This is a genomic window from Methylobacterium sp. E-041 (genome assembly GCF_022829665.1).
GTDB lineage: Bacteria > Pseudomonadota > Alphaproteobacteria > Rhizobiales > Beijerinckiaceae > Methylobacterium.
Genome location: NZ_JAKSYQ010000285.1, coordinates 219,200 through 226,757, shown reverse-complemented (window position 1 = coordinate 226,757; position 7,558 = coordinate 219,200). Strand labels below are relative to the sequence as shown.

Genomic DNA, 7,558 nt, shown 5'->3' with positions numbered 1-7,558 from the left:
CTGGAAGGTCACCGGGCGTCCCTGCGGGCTGCGCGGCACCGTGAGCGGCCCGGCGACCGAATAGTGCGTGCCGCAATGATTCACGGCGTGGACCTTGGCGGCGTCGACGAAGCGGCCGCTCGCCTTGTCGCCGACGAACGCGTCGTCCTCCCAGCTGTCCCACAGGGCGTGGACGAGGTCGGTGAACTCCCGCGCCCGGGCATAGCGCGCGCCGTGCGCCGAGGCGCCCGCGAAGCCGAAGTTGCGGCCGGCGGCGGCGTCGGCCGTCGTCACCACGTTCCACCCGGCCCGGCCGCGGCTCACGAGGTCGAGGCTCGCGAAGCGGCGGGCGAGGTTGTAGGGCTCGTTGTAGGTCGTCGAGGCGGTGGCCACGAGGCCGACATGGCGCGTCGCCGCCGCCACGGCCGCGAGCACCACGGTCGGCTCGAGGGCGTTGAACGGTCGGTGGTCGATCCGGTCGTTGATCGCGGGTGTGTCGGCCAGGAAGATCGCGTCGAGCTTGCCGCGCTCCGCGATCCGAGCGACGCGCACGAAGTGGTCGACGTCGACGAAGGCGTCCGGCCGGCTGTCCGGCAGGCGCCAGGCGGACGGGTAGACGCCCGAATGCAGCAGGTTGACGTTGAGGTGCAGCTGGCGGCCGCTCATCGATGGTCTCCGGTTCAGCGCACGCGCGGCAGGATCTGCTCGGCGAAGCGGCGCATCTCCGCCTCGAACGGCTGGAACTGCAGCATGAACAGGTCGATGCCGGCGGCGTGGAAGGCGCGGATGCGCTCGGCCACCGTGTCGTAGCTGCCCACCAGCCCGGCGGCGGTGCCGCCATTGGTTCCGACGTGCCGCGAGGCGGCGGCATCGGTCTTGGCGAACATCACGCTCGCCTGATCGGTCCGGGCGCGGGTGTCGGCCCGCAACGGCGCGTCGCGCTCTGCGAGGGCGAGGAGGCGGGCAAGCTCGGCTTGCGCCTCGGCATCGGTGTCCCTGGCGATCACGAAGGCCGAAAGCCCGTAGCGCAAGGGGCCGTTGGCGGCGGGACGCTGGCGCAGGTCGGCGATCAAGGCCGCGACGTCCCGCAGCGGTTGGCCGTTGATGAACCACACGTCGGCGTGGTCGGCCGCCAACGCCCGGGCCGGCTCGGATTCGCCGCCGAGATAGATGGTCGGCCGCGGCCGGAAGGTGCCGGCCGGGCGGAGCCGATACTCCTCGACCTGGAAGTGCGCACCCGCGAAGGTCACGGTCTCCCCGCGCATCAGCCGGTCCACGAGGCCGATCCATTCGCGGCCGTAGGCGTAGCGGTCGTCATGGGCCGGGAAGGGCAGGCCGGCCCGCTCGAACTCCGCCTTGTTCCACGCATTCACGAGGTTCAGGGCGAAGCGCCCGCCGCTGATATGCTCGATCTGCAGCGCCATCTTGGCGAGCACCACCGGGTGGTACAGTCCCGGCTTGATCGCCGCGATGATCTCGATGCGCCGGGTCAGCGCCGCGAGCGCCGCCGCCCCGGTCCAGGCCTCGAGCTGGTCGCGCCCGGAATCGTAGGGGTTCATCGTGTGCTGGGCGACCAGCACCGTGTCGAAGCCGAGCGCCTCCGCCTCGAGCACCAGGGCGCGGTTGCGCTCCCAGCCGGCATCGTCCGGCTCGTCGGGATCGTGGTGGGAGGCGCGGGAGCCGTGGACGGCGGCCCAGATGCCGAAACGGGGAGCATGGGTCACGGCGTCAGCCCCGGCCGACGGGGGGCTGGAAGATCGGCACGTCGGTGGCGTCGATCCGGCGGGGGATGAGCTTGGCCTCGTAGAACACGTCGGCGATGGCCTGCTGCTCGCCGAGCTGGGCGCGCTCCACCGGCTCGACGGCGTAGGTCCGGCGGCTGTTGGCTGCGGCGACGACCGCCGGCGGCAGGTCGCCCCAGATCGGGGCGAGCAGCGCCACGGCCGCCTCCGGGTTCGCCTTCATCCAGGCACCGGCCTCCACCAGGGAGCGGTAGACGGTCGCCACCACCTCGGGCTGTGCCGCGACGAAGCTGTCGTTCGCCAGATAATAGCGGTGGTAGCTCGTCAGCCCGCCGCCGTCGGCGATGACCCGCACCGGGCGCTTGGCCTCCGCGAAGGCCAGAAACGGGTCCCAGATCGACCACGCGTCGAGGCTGCCCTGATCGAAGGCGACGGCTCCGTCCGGCGCCTGGAGGTAGGCGGGCTTGATGTCGGCGAACGTCAGGCCGGCGCGCCTGAGCGCGGCGGCCAGCACGTAATGGCTCCCCGAGCCGCGGGAGACGCCCACCGTCTTGCCCTTCAGGTCGGCGATCGTGCGGATCGCGGAGTCGGCCGGCACGATGATCGCCTCGGCCGCGGGCGCGCCCCGCTCGCGGGCGTAGAAGGTGAGCGGCGCCTTGGCCGACTGGGTGAAGATCGGCACGGCGTCGGCGACGTCCGCATGAATATCCACGGCGCCGGCATTCATCGGCTCGATCACGCTGGTGAACAGGTGCCAGGACGGCGTGAAGCCCAGCGGGGCGAGCCGCTCGGCGAGCGTGCCCTTCACCTTCAGCACCGTGAACAGCACCGACGAGCGCTGCATGCTGATCTTCACCTCGCGCGGCGCCGCGCGTACGGCCGGCGCACCGAGCGCCAGGGCAGCGGCTCCGCCGAGCCCGGTGCGGAGGAGCGAACGGCGGGAGGGCGCGATCCGCCACGGGGTCTCGTCGGTCATCGAAGGCTCGCACATCGGCTGGAAGGCGGGAGAGAGGCCGATACGGCGGCGGCCACGCCGTCTCGGGCCCGCCCGCCGCTCGCCGGCTCGCGTATTGAAGTCGAGCAAGGGCGTCGGATCAAGAAACCACGGTTTCGATTTTCCCCGGATGCGTGGAAGCGCCTTCTTCGATCGGCTCGTCGGAGAGAATAGGTCTCCTGTCTGTTCGTGAGCGGCGGTATGCAGATAATACTGAGATCCTGCCGAGCGATCGGTCCGAGCTTGATGATCCGGATCTGGACCGGGAAAACGTCTTCTTTCCTGTCGGCACAGATCGAAACAAAACTACCTTGCTCTCCTCAAAGCCAGGGCAGACATTCCAAAAACATGTGCTTGCACGATGCTCGGCTTGAGATTGGAGGGCAATTCATCGATTTATCGGTCGCTCTGTCGCGCAGTCGGCCGGAATCGGGAAATCGTGTTCATGTCACAGACGGATGCAGGCTGGGGTGCGGGGCCGAGCGGGCGCTACGAGGAGCTCGCGGACCGGTTCCGCCCGGTCCTCGCCGAGATCCGCGCCACGGCGGTCGAGCGGGACCGCAGCCGTCGCCTGCCTCATGCCGAGATCGGCTGGTTGCGGGAAGCCAACTTCACCACCCTGCGCCTCGCGCCGGCCGAGGGCGGCCACGGCGCGAGCCTGCCCGAGCTGTTCGCCCTGCTGGTCGAGCTGTCGGTCGCGGATTCCAATGTCACCAATGCGCTCCGGGCCCATTTCGGCTTCACCGAGGATGCGCTCTGCTCGTCGTCGCCGGAATGGCGCGCGGCCTGGATCGGGCGGATCGGAGCCGGCGAGACCATCGGCAGCGGCGTCTCGGAAACGGGGCCGGCCAAGGTCGGCGCCTTCGACACGGTGGTGCGCCGGCGTGACGGCGCCCATGTGGTGGATGGCCGGAAATTCTACACGACCGGCTCGCTGTTCGCGGACTACATCCACCTCTCGGCCGAGGACGAAGCGGGCGGCCCGGTCACCGCGGCGGTGCCCGTGCGCGCGCCCGGCGTGACCATCGTCGACGATTGGGACGGATTCGGGCAGGCGCTCACCGCCAGCGGCACCGCGACCTTCGAGGGCGTGGTGCTCGATCCGGGCCTGATCAAGCCCGATCCCGCCCGCTTCCCCTATGCCATGGCGTTCTTCCAGCTCGTGCACCTGGCGACGCTGGCGGGCGTCGGCCGGGCTGCGGCCGACGACGTGGCGCGGCTGGTGGCCGAGCGCACCCGCGTCTACAGCCACGGCAATGCCGGGCGGACGGCCGACGATCCGCAGATCCAGGCGGTCGTCGGCCGCGTTCGGGCCAACGCCTACGCGGCGGGCGCGATCGTGCTCAAGGCCGCCGAGGCGCTGCAGAGGGTTTACGACGCGCACCGTGCCGGATCGCCGGATGCGGAGCGACAGGCGACGCTCGCCGATGTCGAGGTCAACCAGGCGGTCGGCGTGGTCACCGACCTGATCCTGACCGCGACGACCAGCCTGTTCGACGCGCTCGGCGCCTCCGCGGTCAAGGTCGGAACCGGGCTCGATCGCTACTGGCGCAACGCCCGCACCATCGCCTCGCACAATCCGCGGATCTACCGGGACCGCTCCGTCGGCGCCTTCGCGATCTCCGGCGCGGCGCCGCCGCGCCAATATCGCGTCGGATCGGCGTGAGGCGGCGACGGGCATGGGACGCCGCGACCGCATGCGCCTGGGCGCGTTCCTGTATCCCGGCGGACACCATGTCGCCGCAGGCGGCATCCGTCGTCGCAGGCCGATGCCGGGATCAACGCCGCCCATGACCGGCAGATCGCCCGCACGGCCGAGGCGGCGAAGTTCGACCTGATCTTCCTCGCCGACGGGGTCAGCGTCCGGGGCGACGACCTCGAGGCCCTGAGCCGGACGGCGATCCGCTATGTCGGCCAGTTCGAGCCCTTGACCCTGCTGTCTCACCTCTCGGCGGTCACGGAGCGCATCGGCCTCGTGGCGACCGCGTCCACGACCTACAACGAGCCGTTCCACGTCGCGCGCAAGTTCGCCTTCCTCGACCATCTGAGCGGCGGCCGCGCGGGCTGGAACCTCGTCACCTCCGCCGACCCGCGCGAGGCCTGGAATTTCAGCCGCGCGAGCCACCTCGCCCATGCCGACCGATATGCCAGGGCGGAGGAGTTCGTCGATGTCGTGCGCGGCCTGTGGGATTCCTACGCGGACGACGCCTTCGTGCGCGATCGCGAATCCGGGCGCTTCTTCGATCCCGAAAGGCTGCACTTCCTCGCGCACGAGGGGGCGCATGTTTCGGTGCGCGGCCCCCTCAACGTGCCGCGTGCGCCGCAGGGGCATCCGGTCGTGGTGCAGGCCGGCTCCTCGGAAGCCGGCAAGGCGCTCGCCGCCCGCACCGCCGAGGTGATCGTCACGGCCCAGCAGACGCTGGAGGACGCGGCCGCCGGGAGACGCCATTCCGGACAGCCTAGGCCGCCAGCCTGCGCGCTTGCGCGGCGGTCGGATCGACCGTCAGGGCGATTTGACCCGATGGCGGGGCGGTCTGCACCGTGCTTTCGGCAGCCGGGTTGACGCCGAAGGTCGACATCGCCGCGACGAGCTGCGACGCCTGCGTCTGGGTTCCGGGATCGATGGCGGCCGCGCCGTTCGAGACCGGCGACGGGTTCGTCCGGAACCGCAAGGCGACGTCCGCGATGTCGCCGCGAGAGCCGTCGGCCCACGTGAACCTCCCGTCGGCCAAGATCGTGTTTCCGTGATCGGGGCGACCATCCGGCGTGGCGTTCAGATCGATAGACACGATGCCCAGATCGCCCAGGGAGTGGAGCGAACCGGGGTCCGATACCGCGGTCCCGGACGCATCGACCCAGACCTTCAGGTTGCTCCAGCCCGCATCATGCGCATCGAGCACGCTGTCATGATTCGTATCCGCCGCTCGTAGGGCTTCGAAGGTCGGCACGAGATCGGCAGCATCGGTCGGGGTCTGGGCACCGCTCGGAAGGTCGACGAGATAGCCTTCGCCTGGCGTTCCCCATCCTGTCTGAACCCGGCGGCCGTCGTTCCCCATATCGAAGCGCGCGGGCGAATGGTCGGCGTTCACGGTCTGAACGCCGCCGTGGGCGAGGTCGAGGATCAGCGGGTCGCCGAAGCCACCAAAGAAACCTCCGTCGTCCCCGCCGTCCGCACCGATTGACCCGTCCGAGCCGTCCGAGTTGCCGGGGCTGGTGGAACCGTCCGAGCCGTCCGCGCTGCCGGGGTTGATGGAGCCGTCCGACCCATCCGAGCCGTCCGGGCTTCCGGGGCTGGTGGAGCCGTCCGAGCCGCCTGGATCGTCTCCTTGACCAGAACTGCTTGGATCATCCCCGCTATAGTATCCGTTGTCGAAAGGCGCGTTTCCTTCGTAATCGCTCATGAAGTCATCCGGGGACGTGATCTGGTCCCCCGGCGCCGATGAGTATCCGTCGCCCGTTCCGTTGAGAGACGCCTGCGTTTGGGGGCCGAAGAAGATCCCGGTGGTCTGGTGATCGATCGCATCCGAATTCTCACGGTCATTGCTGACATTAAGTGTATCGGGATTACCGTCTGTATTTCCGATGTAGATGCGTTCGTCGGCGCCCCCGTTGATGGTGTTTCCCCCGCCATGGACGGCAATGCTGTCGCCGGTGTTGAGATTGATCGTATTACCAGAGCCGTCGATGTTCGCGGCCGAGTTGGCGGTGAGGTTGATGCCTTCACCCGATCCGCTGATGACCTCGTTCACAACAGCCGGCGCGGTGTTGACGGTCGAGCCGCTGTCGCCGAGCATCAGGCTTTGTCCATTGTTAATAAGGCCTACAGTGCCGCCACCGTTGACGGTTGCCGTGGTTCCGTCACCGCCGAGGTTGACTACGTCGTTGCCCGTGTCGCCGTTGACGGTTTGGTTTTGGCCAAACACGCCGATCTGATTGTCGGCGTTGCTCTGAAGTTGAATAACGTCCCCTGTCCCAGAAATGTTTATTAATTCACCTGACATAATATTTATATTTGCGCCGTCAAAATTATAATTTCCACCAGCATATATATCGACAGATTGTAGATTTCCACTCTGATCGTAATGGTAGACCGAATTTTCAACACCTGTTGTACTATAGTCGGCGATACTGTTGTTACCGTCTTCGTCTTGGATTTTATATTTATATGCACCAGCCTCACCAATATCTGGGGCGTCATATTCATCTTTTTGCGCCTTAGGCGATAGAAATTGCTTAATACCGCTGTTTCCATCCCTAAGGATATTTATTGCTTGTGCGGTATTATTGATTTGATCTAATTTTATGCCGCTTGCCAAAAACGCGTCATTTTGATTTGCACCAGCTAAATCACTAGTGCGCGCGGCATTTTCATCACTATCATGATTTCCAAACAACCTGTTTGCCGTGTCTATAGTTATGGTCCTAAATAAATAATCGCCGACTGCATTGTCGTGCCCAATCCTCGTGTCCCCAGAAAGGTCTGGGAATTCTACGTGTACTGCTTCATGCACTGCGGTGATCTCAAAGGGCTTGGCTACACCATTTGAATTTATCATTACAACGCCCCCGGCACCATCGGGATGCATATTGTTAATATTAAACGTTGTGACTGCATTCTCCCCGCCGCCGCTCGTTGTTGCATTTTTAGCTGGATCGCCGTTTGAAAAAGCAATTCGATAGCTGGTATTCTGTCCTTGTATCAAATCTGACGTTTGCGCGTCGCCGTAAAGCGTTGCAAATGTTGATTTCACCGACGATAACATATTTGCCGGAACACCAGTATAGTCAATTGTCACATTGCCAATTCTTTGTGTGTTATCCATTTGTCATCTCCATGCAAGAG

5 protein-coding genes and 1 pseudogene are annotated in these 7,558 nt (G+C 66.1%); 2 read left to right on the top strand and 4 right to left on the bottom strand.

Annotation, left to right across the window (positions count from 1 at the left end; all coding sequences use genetic code 11):
- From MKK70_RS26750 to MKK70_RS26740, 3 genes are all read right to left on the bottom strand, one after another.
- Window positions 1–645 (bottom strand): NtaA/DmoA family FMN-dependent monooxygenase (locus MKK70_RS26750; RefSeq protein ID WP_243950919.1); only part of this gene is annotated, 645 nt, incomplete at its 3' end.
- A 14-nt stretch (window positions 646–659) separates the two neighbouring features.
- Window positions 660–1,703, bottom strand: a complete 1,044-nt coding sequence (locus tag MKK70_RS26745) for an LLM class flavin-dependent oxidoreductase (RefSeq protein WP_243950917.1) — start codon at window positions 1,701–1,703, stop codon at window positions 660–662.
- A gap of 4 nt (window positions 1,704–1,707) precedes the next feature.
- Window positions 1,708–2,697 (bottom strand): ABC transporter substrate-binding protein, encoded by a 990-nt coding sequence (locus MKK70_RS26740; protein WP_243934437.1) that lies wholly within the window; start codon window positions 2,695–2,697, stop codon window positions 1,708–1,710.
- Window positions 2,698–3,160: 463 nt separating this feature from the next.
- Here MKK70_RS26740 and MKK70_RS26735 point away from each other — a divergent pair, with 463 nt between their 5' ends.
- Complete coding sequence (locus MKK70_RS26735) at window positions 3,161–4,381, top strand: monooxygenase (protein WP_243950915.1); 1,221 nt, start codon at window positions 3,161–3,163, stop codon at window positions 4,379–4,381.
- Window positions 4,382–4,394: 13 nt separating this feature from the next.
- Window positions 4,395–5,152: pseudogene (locus tag MKK70_RS26730) on the top strand (NtaA/DmoA family FMN-dependent monooxygenase); the annotation flags it as partial.
- Window positions 5,153–5,174: 22 nt separating this feature from the next.
- Here MKK70_RS26730 and MKK70_RS26725 read toward each other — a convergent pair.
- Window positions 5,175–7,538, bottom strand: a complete 2,364-nt coding sequence (locus tag MKK70_RS26725; protein ID WP_243950913.1) for a hypothetical protein — start codon at window positions 7,536–7,538, stop codon at window positions 5,175–5,177.
- Between the last annotated feature and the right edge of the window lie 20 nt (window positions 7,539–7,558).